The following is a 15,600-nucleotide window of genomic DNA, read 5'->3' on the forward strand; positions in this document are numbered from 1 at the left end:
CTATCGCCTAAGCGATGGAAGAGTAGGGCGCCGCCAGGCTTTACGATACGTGCTGCCTAAACTGTGATAAATAGAACCCATTCACAAAGTAAAAAGGCTCCACTTCCAAATGGAAGTGGGGCCTTTTTGCCGTTCGGCGCCGCCGGAGCTTTACCAGCGCACGTCAAACTCACCCAATGGCTTCCAGGTAATGCGATAGCCCTTCGGAACGTCCATCCAGCGCGAGCTTTCACCGGACTTGATCAATTCGGCGCCGCACCGCGGACAGCGCGAAAAGAAATAGCCGTTGTTCCATATGCCGCTGGGCGGGCGCGGATGGCCCAGGACCTGGCAGATCGGTCGCATATCGTGTCCCCCGACGAATCGCATGCAAGCGCTGGCGTTAAGCTTGGTTAAAATCCTGGCCATGCCAATTGAAAAACGAGCAATTGTCCAGCGCCGAGACAAGCTGTCGACAATCCGCTAGAGTGCCGAATTCGCCGGAAGGTTTCGGAGCATGGCCCATCCCCGCATCCTGTTCGTGTGCATGGGTAACATCTGTCGCTCCCCGCTTGCCGAGGCGGCATTTCGTCACGCGGCGGAAGAGGCCGGATTTGTCGTCTCGGTCGATTCGGCGGGAACCGGCGGGTGGCATGCCGGCGACCCGCCCGATCGGCGCGCCCAAGACGAGGCGTTGCGCCACGGCATCGATATTTCCGGCTATCGCGCGCGGCAGGTGGCACGGAAAGACTTCCGCGATTTCGATCTCGTTCTCGCGCTCGATGCCGACAATCTCGCCGACCTAAAGCGCATGGCGCCGGCGGACGGCACGGCCGAATTGGGCCTGTTGCTGGACTACGCGCCGGGGCGCGAGGGCGAAAGCGTTCTCGATCCTTATTACGGCAGCCGCGCGGGCTTCGCGCGGACCTGGGCCGATGTGGAGGCTGCGGCCGGAGGTCTCGTCGGACGCCTCCAGGCGAAAGCCTCTCAGTCCGGGAGCTGAACTCCGGCTGCGTGGGCGAAACGCTCCATCAGCCAGGTCGCGGCGGGGCCGGGCGGCGCATCCGCGCGGTAGAGGCCATCGAAGCTGTAGCGGGTGTCGGCCCGATCCGGCATGTCGAGCCTGACGAGCGTGCCGGCGATCAGATCAGCCTCGATCAGCGGGACTGGCATTCCGCCCCAGCCGATCCCCTCGCGCAGCAGTTGGTGCTTGGCGCCGAGATCGGCAAGCCGCCATGTGCGATCCGAAAGCACCGCGAAATCGCGACCGGCGGTCAGCGGCGAGCGGTCGGTGAGGACGAGCTGGATATGATCCCGCCCGGCGCCAGGGCGCAGCTTGCCCCTCGCCAGCGGGTGATCGGGCGCGGCCACCGGTACGATCTGCACGGTGCCGAGCCCGACACGCTCGATTCCCTCCAGCTCCTGAAACAGCGGCCCGCTCACCCCGATTGAGGCACGGCCATCAAGCACCAACGAAGCGATGCCGCCCAGCGCCTCGACATGGAGGCGCAGCGTCACCGTCGGGAATTCCTGCGCGAAAGCCTTGAGGACCGATCCCAGCCACGCACTCGGCCACATCACGTCGACCGCCACGCTGACCTCGGGCTCCAGCCCCTGCATCAGCCCCTTCACCTTGGCGCGCAGGCCGTCCATGCCGTGCGCGATCGCATGGGCCTCGGCGAGCACCGACTTGCCGGCCGGAGTCAGCACCGGCTTGCGCGTGCCCTCTCTGTTGAACAGCAGGATGCCGAGCTGTGCCTCCAGATTGGCGATGCCGTAGCTGATTACCGAAGTGGCGCGATTGAGCTTGCGCCCGGCCGCCGCGAAGCTGCCTGTCTCGACGACCGTCAGGAAGATGCGAAGCTGGTCGTAGGTCGGCGTGCCCGGGTTCGACATTTCAAATCCCTCGAACGTTTTGAAAGAGACTATCCGGATGCCGCACTAAGGGGAACAGCGCTAATCGATCGTTCATCACGAAGGAACCAGACAATGCTGATGGTCGATGTCGCAGCCCAGCCCCGCCTCACCACCGCCGAATGGCAGGCCGTCACCGTCGCGCTTCGCGATGTCGAGCGCTTCGCCTGCGCCGCGCCGACGAGTCAGCGAGAAGGCCGTCTTGCGCGATTGTTCCGTGCCGTGACCGGCATCGAGAAGCCGACCGCGCTCGCCGATCCGCGCCTCGATGCGATCCGTCGCTTCGTCTGCGCCAGTCGCCGCAACGTGGCGCGCGCGCGAGAAATTGCGGGAGAGCTGATCGCTTTCGGTTACAGCCGCGATCAGATCGAGGCGCTGCGGATGGTCGCGGTCTGATCCGTCAAGGAATGACATATCGGGATTGTCATGATATGACACTTTCATGGTCACCTCCGCCGATCGCAAGCTTTACCTAGGTCCTCGCCTGCGCGTCCTGAGGCGCGAGTTGGGGCTGAACCAGACGCAGATGGCCGAGGAGCTTGGCGTCTCGCCCTCCTACCTCAATCATCTCGAGCGCAACCAGCGGCCGCTGACCGCGCAGATGCTGCTGCGGCTGGCCAGCACCTACGATATCGACATGCGCGATTTCGTCGCGGGCGCGAACGAGGCCGCGGCGAGCGATCTGCACGAGATCTTCGCCGACGGGCTGGTGCGCGACATCGGCATCCCGCGGCATGAGATCATGGAGGTAGCCGAGAATTATCCCAGCGTCGCCGAGGCGGTGACTCGGCTGTATCGCGCGCTGACCGATCTCCGGCGGATGCCGGACCGGATGGAGCAACTCGGCGCCGCCCCCTCCACGATGGCGTCGCCGCTCGACTGGCTGCGCGAATATCTGGATGGCAAGCGCAACCATTTCGACGAGCTCGATCAGGCGGCGGAGGCTCTGTCCCGCGAACTGGGGCAGGGGCCGGAGGCGTTGCGCGAGGGCATGCTGAAGCGGCTCGACCAGCCCTATGGCGTCAGCGTGCGGGTGATGCCGGAGGACGTACTCTCAGGATCGCTGCGGCATTACGACTTTCATCGCCGACGCCTGATGCTCTCCGAGCGCCTGCCCGCCGAGAGCCGCCTGTTCGGCATCGCCTACCAGCTTGCGCTCCAGGCGTTGCAGAAGCCGATCGTCGCGGCGATCGAGCGCGCCGCGCCGCCCGACGAGGAAGCGGCGTCGCTCGCCAAGGTGGCCTTCGCCAATTATGCGGCGGCGGCGATGCTGATGCCCTATGCGCGCTTCCTCGAAGCGGCGACCGGCTCGCGCTACGATCTCGATTTGCTGGCGGCGCGGTTCGGCGTGTCGTTCGAGCAGGCGGCGCACCGGCTGACCACGCTGGGGCGGCAGGGCGATCGCGGTGTCCCCTTCTTCCTGCTCAAGATCGACGCGGCGGGGAACGTCTCCAAGCGCTTCTCGGGCGAGGCGATGCCGATCGCGCGTTTCGGCGGCGGTTGCCCGCGCTGGGGCATCCAGCGGGCGTTCCGCCTGCCCGGCGAGACGATCACCGCATCGGTCGAGGCGCCGGACGGGACGCGCTACGTCACCTTCGCCCGTGCCGTGCCGCGCACAGCCGCGCCCGGGCTGGTGACGATCGTGCTCGGCTGCGAGGCCAAGCATGCCGACGCGATCGCCTATGCCGATGGGCTGGGCGACGCGCCGATCCCGATCGGCCCGGCCTGCCATCTGTGCGAGCGGCCGGACTGCCACGAACGCGCCTTGCCGCCGGTGACCCGCGCGCTCGATCTCAATCAGTATCAGCGGCCGGCCGCGCCCTATCCGTTCCGGGCGACGTGATGGATTGCGATCTCCTCATCATCGGGGGCGGGGTGAACGGTTGCGGCATCGCGCGCGATGCGGCGGGGCGAGGGCTGAAGGTGCTGTTGGTCGAACAGGACGACCTTGCCGGCCATACCTCGTCCGCCTCCACCAAGCTGATCCACGGCGGACTGCGCTATCTCGAATATTACGAGTTCCGGCTGGTGCGCGAGGCGCTGATCGAGCGTGAGAAGCTGCTTCACATCGCGCCGCATATCATCTGGCCGCTGCGCTTCGTGATGCCGATGCCGCCGACCGGACGGCCCGGGTGGATGATCCGGCTGGGATTGTTCCTCTACGATCATCTCGGCGGGCGCGGATCGCTGCCAGGATCGCGGGGCGTGCCGTTGAACGGGCCGTTCGGTGCCGGGATCAAACCGGACATCGCCAGGGGTTTCGCCTATTCGGATTGCTGGGTGGAGGACTCGCGATTGGTCGTCCTCAACGCGCTCGATGCTCGGGAGCGGGGCGCCGACATCCGCACGCGGACGCGGTTCACGGGGGCTGCACGCGATGCCGAGGGATGGATCGCCACGATTGCGGGTGAAGACGGCGAGCGGACCGTGCGGGCGCGGGCGATCGTCAATGCGGCCGGCCCTTGGGTCGATCATGTCGTCGGCGCGGCGCGGGGCGCGCATCCGGAGCGCCCGCCCCGACTGGTCAAGGGCAGCCACATCATCGTGCCGCGTCTGTTCGACGGCGAGCATGCCTACATCCTTCAGAATCTGGACAAAAGGATCGCCTTCGCCATCCCCTACGAGCGGGATTTCACGTTGATCGGCACTACCGACGTGCCCTGGCATGACGATCCCGCTGCGCCCGCGATCAGCGTGGAGGAGACGGCCTATCTGTGCGCCAGCGTCAGCCGCTATTTCGCCAAGCCCGTGAATCCCGAAGACGTCGTCCATAGCTATTCCGGCGTGCGGCCACTGTTCGACGATGGCAGCACCAGCGCCTCGGCCGTTACGCGCGACTATGTGCTGAAGCTGGGCGAGGAGAATGGGCCGCAAATCCTCTCCGTGTTCGGCGGCAAGATCACGACCTATCGCCGGCTTGCCGAGCACGCGCTGGAGAAACTCGCCCCCTTTCTGCCGCCGATGGGGGAGCCGTGGACGGATCGGGAGCCTCTGCCGGGCGGAGACGTCGGCGATTTCGAGCTCCTCCTTAGCGAGATCCGGCGGCGCTGGCCGTTCCTCTCCGAAAGGACGTCGTGGCGCCTGGCGCGAGCCTACGGCTCGCGCGTCAACCGCGTGCTGCGCGATGCCACGAGCCTCGCCGAACTGGGCGAGGATCTGGGCGGCGGGCTGCACACCCGCGAGGTCGATTATCTGGTCACGCAAGAATGGGCGCGCACGGCCGACGACATTCTCTGGCGGCGTTCCAAGCTGCTGCTGCACGTGCCGCCTGGAACGAGGGAGCGGCTGGAAAGGTATCTCGCGCGATGACCCGCCATATCCTCGCGATCGATCAGGGCACCACCTCGACCCGCGCCATCGTCTTCGACGACCGCACGCGGGTGGCGGCGAGCGCGCAGGCCGAGTTCGCCCAGCATTATCCGCAGGCCGGCTGGGTCGAACATGATCCCGAGGATATCTGGCGCGACACACTGGCGACGATGAAGGGAGCGATCGGCAAGGCGGGCCTGCAACCGGCCGACATCGCCGCGATCGGCATCACCAACCAGCGCGAAACGGCGGTGCTGTGGGATCGCGCCACCGGCAGGCCGGTGCACAACGCTATCGTCTGGCAGGACCGGCGCGGCGCCCCGCTCTGCGCGCGATTGAAGGAGGAGGGCAAGGAGGCTCTGGTCCGCGCCAAGACCGGTCTGCTGCTCGATCCCTATTTCTCCGCCTCCAAGCTCGCCTGGCTGTTCGACGAGGTGGAGGGGCTGCGCGAACGCGCCGAGGCGGGCGAGCTCGCTTTCGGAACGATCGACTGCTTCCTGCTTTGGCGGCTGACGGGCGGCAAGGTCCACGCTACCGACGCGACCAACGCCTCGCGCACCCTGCTCTTCGATATCCACGCGCAGGATTGGGACGACGAGCTGCTGGCGCTGTTCGGCTTGCCCCGCGCGATCCTGCCCGACGTGCGCGACAATGCCGGGCTGTTCGGCGAGACCGATCCCGATTTGCTCGGCGTCGCAATCCCCATCGCCGGCATGGCGGGGGATCAGCAGGCGGCGGTGGTCGGGCAGGCCTGCTTCGAGGTCGGATCGGCCAAGTCGACGTACGGCACCGGTTGCTTCCTGTTGCTCAACACCGGCGCGGAGGCGATCACGTCCGATCATCGCCTGCTGACCACCGTCGCTTACCGGCTCGATGGCCGGCCGACCTACGCACTGGAAGGATCGATCTTCGTCGCTGGCGCGGCAGTGAAATGGCTGCGCGACGGGCTCGGCCTGATCACCCACGCCTCGCAGACCGACGACATGGCGACGCGCACCGGGGACAATGGCGGCGTCTATATGGTGCCGGCCTTCGTCGGCCTCGGCGCGCCGCACTGGGAGCCTGATGCGCGCGGCCTGATCACCGGGCTGACGCTCGGCACGACGGCGGCGCACATCGCGCGCGCGGCCCTGGAGGCGGTGGCCTACCAGACCCACGATCTCGCCGAGGCTATGGAGCAGGATGGTGCGGCCAAGCTCACCGCTTTGCGTGTCGACGGCGGCATGGCGGCGAACGACTGGCTCTGCCAGTTCCTCGCCGATCTGCTGGACCTGCCGGTCGAGCGGCCCGCCATGCTGGAGACGACGGCGCTGGGCGCAGCCTGCCTCGCCGGCATCGGCATCGGGCTGTGGGACGGGCCGGAGGCGGTGGCGGCGCTCGATCGCGCGCTCGATCGCTTCGAGCCGCACGAGGTCGCCGCCGACCGGCGTGCCTTGTTGGACGGGTGGCGGAAGGCGCTGAGGCAGGCGCTGACGGATTAGGCCGCGCGCAAGTGCGTGACGAAGGTGTCGGTGGCGCTCTGCAGCGTCTCGGCGTGGCGCAGCAGCGCGCCGGCGGCGCTCTTCACTTCGCCCGACAGGCGCTCGGCGGCGCTGGCGGTGGTCGAGACCTCGGCGATGCGGTGTGCCATGGCGTCCATGCCGGCGGCGGCCTCGTCGGCATTGTGCTCGATCACGGTCGCGGCCTCGCGCTGCTCGTCCACGGCGGCGCGGATCGCGGCGGCCGCCGAGATCAGCTCGCCGATTGCGTCGGTGACCTGCGCGAAGCTCTGCTCCGCTTCATGGGCGCCGGAGTGCATGCCGGTCACGAGGCCGGTAATCTCTCCGGTGGCATGCGCCGCCTGCCCTGCCAGCGCCTTCACCTCCTGTGCCACCACTGCGAAGCCGCGCCCCGCCTCGCCGGCGCGCGCCGCCTCGATCGTGGCGTTGAGCGAGAGCAGGTTGGTCTGCGCCGCGATGGTGGAGATCAGGTTGGCGAACTCGCCCACATTCTGCGTGCGGTCGGCCAGCTTGCGCACCGCGCGATCACCTTGGGTCGAGCGGAGGCGGGCGTGATCGGTCAGCTCCGCCTGCTGGGTGACGTTGATGGCGATGCTGCCGATCGAACGCGACAGCGTGCTGACGCCGCCTGCAACCGAACGCGCCGCGTCGGATGCCTGAAGCGCGGTGCCCGCAGCATCGGCCGCCTGCCGCCCGGTATCCTGCGCCAACGTGTTGAGCGAACGGGCGGATTCCTCGAGCGATGTCGCGGCGATACCGACGGCCGAAGCCACGGCGGCGACCGACCGCTCGAACTCGCCGGCCAGCCGGAGCAACTCTGCGCGGCGCATCTGGTTGACGGTGGCTTCCGCCTGCTCGCGCTGGTTGCGCTCCGCAGCGGCATCGCGCTGCGAGGTTTCGGCGGCGGCGAGCGCTTCCTCGGCGCGATGCTGGGCGGCTCTGGCGTCCTCGGCCAGGCGTTCGCTGTCGTGCCGTGCGAAGCCCTGCTTCAGGATCATGCCGCGCAGCTTGGTGGCGATATAGCCCAACACGCCGCACTGAAGCGCCACGGCGACCGCGTGGATCAGCACCCGGAAGATGTTGGTGCCCCCGCCGAACACCCAGCTCGATGCAACGGCGTCCAGCAGCAGGTGATGGATCGCGATCGCGGCGCCGGCGATCACCAGCGGGCGCCAGTCGCACAGGATCGTCAGCATCGCCAGCGACACGAAGAAATACATGTGCATGTCGAGCTGCCAGGCGGCGCCCCGCATAACGAAGACCAGCAACGCCGGCTGCACGGCCAGCATCACCGCGACGACATTGCGGGCGGCGATGTCGATGCGGCTGCGGATTGCGCACAGCGTCGGGATCAGGTTGACGGCGATGCCGACGCCGAGCGCCTCCCAGCCCGACGTCCCGAAGAACAGGGCCATGCCGAACAACGCGATGGTGCTGATCCAGCCCGCGCAGACCAGCAGGCGGATACCGGCGCGGCGCAGATCGTTGAGTTCTTCGATGATCATGCGGCTGCTCCCGAACGACAGCCTCCCGGCGGCACGGCCAGGATGAGCGTGGAGTGACGCAGCAGGCCAGCGAGATCGGAACGGCGGCCCTCGACCACCAGCGATCCGGGGAGGGGGCCGGCGGCGATCAGGCGGGTCTCGCCATGGAATGCAAGACGGGGCAACTGGGCGGAGGCCGTCGGAGTGAGTGGCACCAGCAGCATCTGTCCCTGCGCCGGTGGCGCCAGCAGAAGCCATCCGAGCGCCGATGCAGCAACAGCCGCCTGCAACCCGATCAGGCTGTTGGTATGGGGCCGGCGATTTGTATCCGAAACGGAGTCCATTCCGGTCGGTTATCGCCGGGATGGTTATGAACCGCTTAACCTCGATCGATTTCTTGGCCGAAAGTCTAGGGAATCCGGGATCCTAGCCGTGTCGCGCGGACATAGCTGAACCACAGTAGGCCCGCAAAAAGGATCGAGCCCACGATCATCGCGATCGGGTCAAAGCTGTCGCCGACGATCGCCAGCGGGGTCGGGTTGAGCGTGATCGAGATCGGCACGGCGAGCGCGACTCCGAACAGGCTCTCGCCGACGATCAAGCCCGACGCCATCAGCACGCCGATGCGCTGGGTGGCTGGCGAGGGGTTCTTCTTCTCCCACCAATGGCCGATGAACGCGCCGACGATCACCGGCAGCGTCGCCGACATCGGCAGGTAGATGCCGATGCCGACGCCGAGCGGCGGCAGGCGCAGCTTGCCCAATCGGCCCATCAGCCCGTCGAGCGCGATCAGCCCCAGCCCCAGCGCCGCGCCGATACCGATCAGGCTCCAATCGAGATCATGCGTCAGCACGCCTTTCGCCAGATCGGAGATCAGCACCGCCTGCGGCGCCGGCAGCGGCTTGGGGTGCGCGGCGCTGATCTCGCCGAAGCCATAGGCCTTGGCGAGCAGGTTGAGCACCAGCGGGATGGTGATCGATCCGGCGACCACGCCGACCATCAGCGCCACCTGCTGCTTCCACGGCGTCGCGCCGACGAGTTGGCCGGTCTTGAGGTCCTGGAGGTTGTCGTTGGCGATGGTGGCGGCGGAGAAGATGATCGCGGTTGCGAACAGCGCGAAGGCCACCATCTGCGCCGAGGCGCTGGCCGGCACGAACGGCTCCACCACCAGCGCGAGCAGGATCGCCGCGCCGAGGATGGCGAGGATGCCGACGCCGGAGAGCGGGCTGTTCGACGCGCCGATCAGTCCGGCCATGTAACCGCATACCGAGGCGACGATCACCGAGGCGATGTAGATGTAAAGTGTTCCGCCTATCGCCAGCGGCCAGCTCAGCGCCGCTAGTGGGCCGGTGCCGGTGAAGTGCAGCAGCAGCCCGGCGGTCGGCACCAGCAGCGCGCCGGTGATCGCGCCGACGATCGGCACCGGCATGTCGCGCTCCTCGATCGGCAGCGTCGTGCCGCCGCCCTTGCGCGCCTTGGACGAGGCGATCGCCTCCCGAAGCCCGCGTGCGATCGGCAGCACCAGCTGGCCGAGCGTCCACAGCGCGGCCACGCCGATCACCCCAGCACCGATGAAGCGGACCTCGTGCGCCCAGGTCGCCTCGGCGATCGCGGCCGGATCGGCGGCGTGATGCAACCAGACGAGGATCGGCGTCGCCGCGCCGAAGCCGACGAACAGGCCGAGCAGCATCGCCGCGCCCACCGAAAGCCCGACGAGGTGGCCCACACCCATCAGCGCGAAGGACAGGCCGTAATCGATCCCCGTCGCGGTCGGTCCGACGCGGAACCAGCCGGCGGCATCGGCGGCGGCGACGCGCATCGCCGTCAGCAGCGCGTAGAAGCCCGAGACGGCGCTGCCGGTCAGCAGCGCGATCAGGCCCGCCTTGCTCTCTTGCGCGCTGCCCTCTGCGCCGTCGTCGCTGCCCTCTGCGCCGTCGTCGCTGCCCTCTGCGCCGTCGTCGCTGCCGACCTTGAGCACCTCGGCGGCGGCGCAGCCCTCGGGGAAGGGCAGGTCCGACCCCGTCACCAGCGCGCGACGCAGCGGGATCGAGAACATCACGCCGAGCAGGCCGCCGGTCATGCAGATCAGCGCGCTCTGCCAGAAGGGGAAGTCCGCCCACCAGCCCACCATGATCAGGCCGGGCAGCACGAAAATGATCGAGGAGAGCGTGCCGGCGGCCGACGCCACCGTCTGCACGATGTTGTTCTGGAGGATGCCGGACTGTTTCAGCGCCTTGAGCGCCACCATCGAGATCACCGCCGCCGGGATCGAGGTGGAGAAGGTGAGGCCCACCTTGAGGCCGAGGAACACGTTGGCGGCGGTGAAGATCAGCGTCAGCGCCGATCCGAGCACCAGCGCACCGATAGTGAGCTCCTTTTCCTGTCCCGCCTGCGCCATGCTCGTCCTTCTTGTACAGGGCGCCCTTGTCGGCGAGCGGACCCGAACCGGCAATGGCTTTTTGCCGGTTGACCGCGCCCGGTCCTGCCTTCTTTATACGATCGAGCAACAAAGGGATCTGTCATGCGTCGTTTTGCCCGGATCGCGGCCGTTCTGGCCGCCTGCACCGCGCTCGTGCCCGCGTCGGCCGAGACGGTGGTCGTCACCGCCGCGCGGATGGTGGACGTGTTGAGCGGCAAGGAGGTCGATCGGCCGCAGGTGACGGTCACCGACGGGCGGATCACGGCGGTGGGCCATCAGGGCGATGCCGTGCCGCAGGGGGCAAAGACGATCGATCTCGGCAGTCGCACGCTGCTGCCCGGCCTGATCGACATGCATGTCCACCTCACCGCTGACCCGACGCTTTCGGGCTACAAGGCCTACGAATATACCGACAGCTTCTGGATGGTGGTCGGCGTCGTCAACGCGAGGAAGACGCTGGACGCGGGCTTCACCACGGTGCGCAACGTCGGCTCCGATCATTATGACGACGTCGCGCTGAAGGAAGGGATCGAGCACGGCTATATCCCCGGCCCGCGCATCGTGCCGGCCACCTACATCCTCGGCGCGACCGGCGGCCATGCCGACGCCACCGAATTCCCGCCGTCGATCGAGACGCCCAGCGACAACATCGCCAACTCGCCCGACGAATATCGCGCGCTGGTCCGCAAGGTGCACAAATATGGCGCCGAGGTGATCAAGGTGGCGATGACCGGCGGCGTGCTCTCCAAGGGCGACAGCGTCGGCGCACAGCAGCTGTCCTACGACGAGATCAAGGCGGTAGTGGACGAGGCGCACATGCTCGGCATGAAGGTCGCCGTCCACGCGCACGGGACGGACGGCATCAACACCGCGCTGCGCGCCGGCGTCGACACGATCGAGCATGCCAGCCTCGCCGACGAGGAGAGCTTCAGGCTGGCCAAGGAGCACGGCGCCTGGTTCGACATGGACATCTACAATGACGACTATATCCGCGCGGAAGGCGCCAAGAACGGCGTGTTCGCGGAAAGCATGGCCAAGGAGGCGATGATCGGCCTCAAGCAGCGCCAGACCTTCAGGGCGGCGCATGCGGCGGGCGTGAAGATGCTCTTCGGCACCGATGGCGGCGTCTATCCCAACGGCGACAACGCGAAGCAATTCGCCACGATGGTGCAATGGGGCATGACCCCGATCGAGGCGATCCAGGCGGCGACAAGAAGTGCTGCCGAGGCGCTGGACAAGACGCAGGATGTCGGTGCGATCGCGGTCGGCCGCTACGGCGACATGATCGCTGTGAATGGCGATCCACTGCAGGACGTCCGCCTGCTTGAGCATCCGAGCTTCGTGATGAAGGGCGGCGAGGTGGTGCGGGGGCAATAACCCCCGCGGGAACTGCTAGGCGATCACTTCGCCGGCCGACCAGCGCGCCTCGATTGGCTCCCCCAGATCCTCGGGCGACACCTGCGCGTCGCGGATCAGCGGATTGGGGCGGCGCTCCTCCGGGATGAGGAAATAGCGGTGGCGGGCCGACGCGCGGCCGATCGAGGCGCGCGAGGTCCACGCCACCAGCAGTGGCGAGGCGAGCAGGCCGGCGAAGATCGGGCTCATCCAGATCGCCGCCTGCCAGCCGAGGATCGCCGCGATCGCCATCGCCGTGCCGAGGACGAGATGCGGCTTGCTGGCGCGCGCGGCGTCCGACAGGGATATGCCGTCCGACACGCGGTTCTGCACCGCCCAGCCGCTCTTGCGGCCGCGCAGGATATCGATCACCGCGAGCGTCTGCGTCATCATCATCATCGGCGCGACCAGCGCGGAGAGCGGGATGTCCGCGAACACGCTCTTGGTCAGCGCCCGGCCGCCGCCGAAACCCTGCCGACGCACCGGGTCGGCGAGCATCCAGCCGAGCGCCATGAATTTCGGGCCGAACAACAGCACGATCGTCAATGCCAGCAGCCAGCCCGATGGCGCGATGATCTGAATCTCGCCCTCCGAATGCGCCGCGACGATCGCGCTGGCCCCGAGCAGCAGCAGCCACAGCGGCGAGGTGAGATAGGCCGATGCGCCCATCAGCAACTGCAGCCGGCTCACCCAATGGACTCCAGCGGTATCGAGCACGCGCAGATGCTGGAGGTTGCCCTGGCACCAGCGGCGATCGCGCTGGGCATGCTCCACGAAGGTCGGCGGATATTCCTCGTAGGTGCCGTCCTGCATCGCCACCATGTGACAACCCCAGCCGCGCCGGCGCAGCAGGGCCGCCTCGAACATGTCGTGGCTCATGATGTGGCCACCGAACGGCTCGGGGCCGGAGAGCTTGGGCAGGCCGCAGGCCTCGGCGAAGGCGGCGGTGCGGATGATCGCATTGTGGCCCCAGAAGCTCGCCTCCGCGCCCGACCACCAGAGCAGGCCCGCCGAGAAGACCGGGCCGTAGAGCCGTGCGCAGAATTGCTGCCAGCGCGCGAACAGGGTCTCGCCGCCGATCACCATCGGAATGGTCTGGAGCAGGCCGACCTGCGGGTGCCGGTCCATCGCGGCGGCGAGGCGCATGACGGCAGCGCCGGACATCAGCGAGTCCGCATCCAGCACCATCATGTAGTCGAAGCCGCCACCGTGGCGCCGCACCCAATCGGCGATGTTGCCGGGCTTGCGGGCCTCGTTGATCATGCGGCGGCGATACCAGACCGGCAGCGGCGAGAGCATGCGCAGGCGGCGGAAGGCCTTGTGCTCCAGCACCTCCCGCTCGGGCTTGGAGTCGGAGAGGATGAAGAATTCGAAGAGCTGCGTGCCACCCGCCGCCGCGATCGATCGCGACATCGCGCGCAGGCGGGCGAAGACCGGCTCCACCTCCTCGTTATGGATCGGCAGCAGGATGGCGGTGCGGCCCACCGGGCGTGCCGAGGGCGCGGCGGCCGGCGTCGGCACCGAGCGGCCCGAGACGAGCAGCAGGAAGCCCGCGAAGGCGTTGAGGAAGCCGAAGGCGATCCACGCGAACAGGGCGAAGAACAGCCCCATCAGGACGACGTCGATCGCCTGGATGCCGTCGCTGGAGAGACTGCGGGTAATCTCGCCCGCGCCAAACGTGCCGATGATCAGCGTACCGAGTACCAGCAGCAGCCGCCGTTCGGTCATGCCGGGCGGGGAGGTGCGCGGCGGGCGCATGGGAGCAGGTGCCTCGTCCAGCACCTGCGCCGGCATCATCGTCGGCGTCTCGGCGGGCATGTCTCCAAGCACGGTGGACGCGCCCCATGGGCTCGTTTCCGCCATGCCGCCTGCCTCGCTGCTCAAGTCCGTACCCTCGTACACCGGATGATGCGCCCCATGACCCCATAGTCGGCGCATTGCCGCCATGCGACAAGGCCTCCTGCGCCACAACACAAGGGCGCCGGGCTGGTTCCCTGTTGGGACCGGAAGGTCAGGCGCCGTCGACCTGCGCGAGGCACACTTCGGTGAGCGGCGCACCGCTGCGGCGCAGCGCGGCGCGGATGTTGACCGGTGCCTTGCCGGCGGGCGTCACGTCCATCATCAGCCGCCAGCGATCCTGCTGGCCGACCACGGGATAGGCGGCAATGGCGTTGGCCTTGCCGCCGGAGACGGTGACGTCGGGCGTCACGCCGCTGGAGCGGCCGAGGCCGGAGAGGCTTGGCCCCTCATAGTCGATCACCACCTTCACGGCGCCCGCCACCACCGGCTGGCCGGGGCGACCGGCGGCGCCCTTCCACCAGTCGACGACGAGGGCAGGGCCTTCCGGCAGCGGCTCGCCGGCGATCCAGTTCAGGCGATAAGAGAGATCGTAATGCATGCCGGCCTTAACGGGCGCGGCCGGGGTCCAGAAGGCGACGATATTGTCGTTGGTTTCGTCGGTGGTGACGAGTTGGACGAGCATCACCGATCCCTGGCCCCAATCGCCCTTGGGCTCGACCCACAGCGACGGGCGCTTCTCGTAGAAGACGCCATCATCCTGGTAGTGATCGTGGTTACGGTCGCGCTGCATCAGGCCGAAGCCCTTGGGCGCCTTGTCGGCGAAACTGTCGAAGGTCGGCGCCTTGGGGTTGTTGAGTGGGCGCCACAGCCGCTCGCCCGCGCCGTTGTGGATCAGCAGGCCGTCGGAATCGTGGACCTCCGGCCGCCAGTCGGTGGCGCGTCCACGCTCGGCCTGGTCGTACCAGAACATCGAGGTGAGGGGCGCGATGCCGAGATGATCGATATCCTTGCGGATGTGGAGCGAGGCCTCGATGTCCTGGATCACGCCGGCATCGGTCTTGCGGTTGGTGAAGCGGTAGGCGCCGGTGAGGCTCGGCCCCTCCATCAGGGCATCGACGAGCAGCGCGCCGTCGTCGCCGCGCCCGATCCAGAACTTAGTGAAGTCGGGAAATTCTTCCTGCCCGCCCGGGTTGATCGCGATGCCCCGCGCGGACAGGCCATATTGGTCGAGCGCGCCGGACGATCGGAAATAGGAAGCGCCGGCGAAGGCCAGCCAGTCGCTGGTGCCGGCGGCGTTCATCGCGCGGAAGCCCGAGAAGCCGGCGTTGGTGCCCATCGCGGCGAGCGGGCCGTCGGCGGGCATGTCGAACAGCGTAGGATCGTAGTGGAACGGCCGCGCCATATTGCCGTCGACCAGCCAGATCTCGACCGGCTGCGGCTGGAAATGGTTGATCGGGAAGAAGCGCACCCCGCCCGATCCGCCGCCTTTCATCTGCGTGGCCGTCGCTTTGTACTGGACGGAATTGAGCGCGTCATACGTGACGGCCGCCACCCCGGCGGGCGGCGGCGGCGGCGCCCTATACGGCTGGCGCGCCATCTGCGCGGCCAGCGCCTTGAGCTTGGGCCAGGAGAAAGGCTGGGCCTCGCCCTTGCCGGCAGCGGCCAGCAGGTGACCGGGGGGCAGTGCTGCGGCAGCGGCCATCGCGGCGAGGAGAGTGCGCCTGCTCGGCAAGATGGTGGGCGTCGTTGTCGTCATGGAACGACAAATACGGATGGGCACGAAAAGGTTGCAAGGGGCGTT

General features: G+C 67.8%; 12 protein-coding genes. 6 read left to right on the top strand and 6 right to left on the bottom strand.

Features of this window, described 5'->3' with window-relative positions; all coding sequences use genetic code 11:
• Nucleotides 1–496: 496 nt before the first annotated feature.
• Nucleotides 497–982 carry a low molecular weight protein-tyrosine-phosphatase gene (locus HZF05_RS08145; RefSeq protein ID WP_160365601.1) on the top strand — a complete coding sequence of 162 codons (486 nt, stop codon included), beginning with the start codon at nucleotides 497–499 and terminating at the stop codon, nucleotides 980–982.
• Here the strand turns inward: HZF05_RS08145 and HZF05_RS08150 are convergent.
• Entirely contained in the window at nucleotides 967–1,875 is a 909-nt protein-coding gene (locus HZF05_RS08150) for a LysR family transcriptional regulator (protein WP_160365602.1), read from the bottom strand. The two genes, HZF05_RS08145 and HZF05_RS08150, sit on opposite strands and share 16 nt — an antisense overlap.
• 93 nt (nucleotides 1,876–1,968) lie before the next feature.
• Here HZF05_RS08150 and HZF05_RS08155 point away from each other — a divergent pair, with 93 nt between their 5' ends.
• The 4 genes from HZF05_RS08155 to glpK are packed head-to-tail and all read left to right on the top strand — an operon-like array spanning nucleotide 1,969 to nucleotide 6,683.
• Complete coding sequence (locus HZF05_RS08155) at nucleotides 1,969–2,289, top strand: hypothetical protein (RefSeq protein ID WP_160365603.1); 321 nt, start codon at nucleotides 1,969–1,971, stop codon at nucleotides 2,287–2,289.
• 46 nt (nucleotides 2,290–2,335) lie between these two features.
• Nucleotides 2,336–3,736: a helix-turn-helix domain-containing protein gene (locus tag HZF05_RS08160; RefSeq protein WP_160365604.1), complete on the top strand. Its 1,401-nt coding sequence runs from the start codon at nucleotides 2,336–2,338 to the stop codon at nucleotides 3,734–3,736.
• Nucleotides 3,736–5,202, top strand: coding sequence for a glycerol-3-phosphate dehydrogenase (glpD, locus tag HZF05_RS08165; RefSeq protein ID WP_160365605.1), 1,467 nt, complete (start codon nucleotides 3,736–3,738; stop codon nucleotides 5,200–5,202). Before HZF05_RS08160 ends, glpD begins: the two co-directional genes overlap by 1 nt.
• Nucleotides 5,199–6,683 carry a glycerol kinase GlpK gene (gene glpK / locus HZF05_RS08170; RefSeq protein ID WP_160365606.1) on the top strand — a complete coding sequence of 495 codons (1,485 nt, stop codon included), beginning with the start codon at nucleotides 5,199–5,201 and terminating at the stop codon, nucleotides 6,681–6,683. The genes glpD and glpK overlap by 4 nt, the downstream gene beginning before the upstream one ends.
• On the opposite strand, the gene HZF05_RS08175 is transcribed toward glpK, so the two are convergent.
• From HZF05_RS08175 to HZF05_RS08185, 3 genes are all read right to left on the bottom strand, one after another.
• Complete coding sequence (locus HZF05_RS08175; protein ID WP_160365607.1) at nucleotides 6,680–8,206, bottom strand: methyl-accepting chemotaxis protein; 1,527 nt, start codon at nucleotides 8,204–8,206, stop codon at nucleotides 6,680–6,682. The two genes, glpK and HZF05_RS08175, sit on opposite strands and share 4 nt — an antisense overlap.
• Nucleotides 8,203–8,529: a hypothetical protein gene (locus tag HZF05_RS21835; RefSeq protein ID WP_246331807.1), complete on the bottom strand. Its 327-nt coding sequence runs from the start codon at nucleotides 8,527–8,529 to the stop codon at nucleotides 8,203–8,205. Before HZF05_RS21835 ends, HZF05_RS08175 begins: the two co-directional genes overlap by 4 nt.
• Before the next feature lie 65 nt (nucleotides 8,530–8,594).
• Nucleotides 8,595–10,583, bottom strand: coding sequence for an OPT family oligopeptide transporter (locus HZF05_RS08185; RefSeq protein WP_160365608.1), 1,989 nt, complete (start codon nucleotides 10,581–10,583; stop codon nucleotides 8,595–8,597).
• 123 nt (nucleotides 10,584–10,706) lie between these two features.
• Here HZF05_RS08185 and HZF05_RS08190 point away from each other — a divergent pair, with 123 nt between their 5' ends.
• The gene (locus HZF05_RS08190) at nucleotides 10,707–11,981 is read left to right on the top strand and encodes a Xaa-Pro dipeptidase (protein WP_160365609.1); all 1,275 of its coding nucleotides are present in this window, start codon (nucleotides 10,707–10,709) and stop codon (nucleotides 11,979–11,981) included.
• Between the two features lie 15 nt (nucleotides 11,982–11,996).
• On the opposite strand, the gene mdoH is transcribed toward HZF05_RS08190, so the two are convergent.
• Together mdoH and HZF05_RS08200 are read right to left on the bottom strand one after the other, a co-directional pair.
• Nucleotides 11,997–13,883, bottom strand: a complete 1,887-nt coding sequence (gene mdoH / locus HZF05_RS08195) for a glucans biosynthesis glucosyltransferase MdoH (RefSeq protein WP_246331809.1) — start codon at nucleotides 13,881–13,883, stop codon at nucleotides 11,997–11,999.
• A gap of 127 nt (nucleotides 13,884–14,010) precedes the next feature.
• Nucleotides 14,011–15,531: an OpgD/OpgG family glucan biosynthesis protein gene (locus HZF05_RS08200; RefSeq protein WP_246331811.1), complete on the bottom strand. Its 1,521-nt coding sequence runs from the start codon at nucleotides 15,529–15,531 to the stop codon at nucleotides 14,011–14,013.
• Nucleotides 15,532–15,600: the final 69 nt, after the last annotated feature.

Source organism: Sphingomonas chungangi (assembly GCF_013778325.1).
Lineage (GTDB): Bacteria > Pseudomonadota > Alphaproteobacteria > Sphingomonadales > Sphingomonadaceae > Solisphingomonas > Solisphingomonas chungangi.

Bases quoted from the DNA above. Each gene is read 5' to 3' on its own strand.
- HZF05_RS08190 (WP_160365609.1), top strand. From the start codon at position 10,707: ATGCGTCGTTTTGCCCGGATCGCGGCCGTTCTGGCCGCCTGCACCGCG.
- glpD (WP_160365605.1), top strand. From the start codon at position 3,736: ATGGATTGCGATCTCCTCATCATCGGGGGCGGGGTGAACGGTTGCGGC.
- HZF05_RS08155 (WP_160365603.1), top strand. From the start codon at position 1,969: ATGCTGATGGTCGATGTCGCAGCCCAGCCCCGCCTCACCACCGCCGAA.
- HZF05_RS08150 (WP_160365602.1), bottom strand. From the start codon at position 1,875: ATGTCGAACCCGGGCACGCCGACCTACGACCAGCTTCGCATCTTCCTG.
- HZF05_RS21835 (WP_246331807.1), bottom strand. From the start codon at position 8,529: ATGGACTCCGTTTCGGATACAAATCGCCGGCCCCATACCAACAGCCTG.
- HZF05_RS08145 (WP_160365601.1), top strand. From the start codon at position 497: ATGGCCCATCCCCGCATCCTGTTCGTGTGCATGGGTAACATCTGTCGC.
- HZF05_RS08175 (WP_160365607.1), bottom strand. From the start codon at position 8,206: ATGATCATCGAAGAACTCAACGATCTGCGCCGCGCCGGTATCCGCCTG.
- glpK (WP_160365606.1), top strand. From the start codon at position 5,199: ATGACCCGCCATATCCTCGCGATCGATCAGGGCACCACCTCGACCCGC.
- HZF05_RS08160 (WP_160365604.1), top strand. From the start codon at position 2,336: ATGGTCACCTCCGCCGATCGCAAGCTTTACCTAGGTCCTCGCCTGCGC.
- HZF05_RS08185 (WP_160365608.1), bottom strand. From the start codon at position 10,583: ATGGCGCAGGCGGGACAGGAAAAGGAGCTCACTATCGGTGCGCTGGTG.